Below are 1,136 nucleotides of genomic sequence, written 5' to 3' on the forward strand. Positions count from 1 at the left end.
TACTATAACAAGAAATTTACAAACATTTTAAATGAAATAGATTTTAATGCCCCAACAAAACAAGTAAAAACACAAATACCAAAGGATAATCCACAACTTGTAGCATTACAAACAAAAATACAGCAGACAAGGCAACAAATCGCAGAGAGTAAGAATCCCGATAAAGAGTATTTACACCACGCTTTCAAGCCTGATGAGATAATAGAGCTAGAAAAGCAATATTTCAATCAAGCAATACCACAAGAGTATAAAGAGCTTATACAAGATTTCCCACGACTATATGAGCAAGGCTTAGCAAATGAGCTAAAAGCCTATGTCAAAGATACTGATACAATACAAGAAGTTTCAGCACAGCTTTTAAACGACTTTAAAGACAAGCCTTTTAAAGATACAGCTAAACACGCGGAGCTTTTGTTATTTAATACCCTTAGAGATAAAGCACAAGAGCTTGGCTTTAAAGAGCCGGATATAAACAAACCAAGCTTTAAAGTGGCATTTGGGAAGTTTCAAGCAAGGCTTAAAAAAGGGGATATACAAGACTTAAGCGAACATATCGCTACAAGCTCATTACAACACGATAGACTAAGCATATAAGAAGCCCTTGACATTAAACCTTTAAAAGAATTTGGCACAAATTATGCAGAACATTATCATAGTGGAGAATCTGTAATACAAAAGCTACTAGCAGAAAGACAAGGGCAAGTGAGCGGGGCATTTTATCGTAAAGAATTAGGGGATATTGATTTAGTATGGGGAGATTCTAACTTTGGATTAAAGCATATTTTAGACAAGCACGGGAGTGAGTTTAAGGATATAGCAAAAGAGCTAGATGAGATTATACAAAATGGGGAAGTGGTAAAAACACATAACGGCTATAATATCACTTTAGGCGATTATAAAGTAGGCTTAAATATAGGGTGGAATGAAAATGGTGTAAAAATCGGCAAGAATAAATGGGTAGTTACTGCATTTGATAACTCTAAATTACAGAGCGAGAAGCAAGGTAGCAACTCTGCTTCTTTAACAAAAGGCGAGACTCTGCCTTTAAACTCTAAAGATATTATACCGCAAACCACACAAACAAAGCACGAGTATAGTGAGCTGCTGCCAGAGCTTGAAAAATATAATGCAATCGC

1 protein-coding gene and 1 pseudogene are annotated in these 1,136 nt (G+C 35.7%); both read left to right on the top strand.

What is annotated here, in order from left to right; translation table 11 throughout:
• Nucleotides 1–594, top strand: a pseudogene (locus tag EBF12_RS12100) (DUF3519 domain-containing protein); the annotation flags it as partial.
• A gap of 108 nt (nt 595–702) precedes the next feature.
• The coding region (locus EBF12_RS12105) for a putative barnase/colicin E5 family endoribonuclease (protein WP_482793329.1) at nt 703–1,136 on the top strand (434 nt) is incomplete at its 3' end.

The sequence above is a fragment of the Helicobacter labetoulli genome (assembly GCF_003670275.1).
Classification (GTDB): Bacteria; Campylobacterota; Campylobacteria; order Campylobacterales; family Helicobacteraceae; genus Helicobacter_C; species Helicobacter_C labetoulli.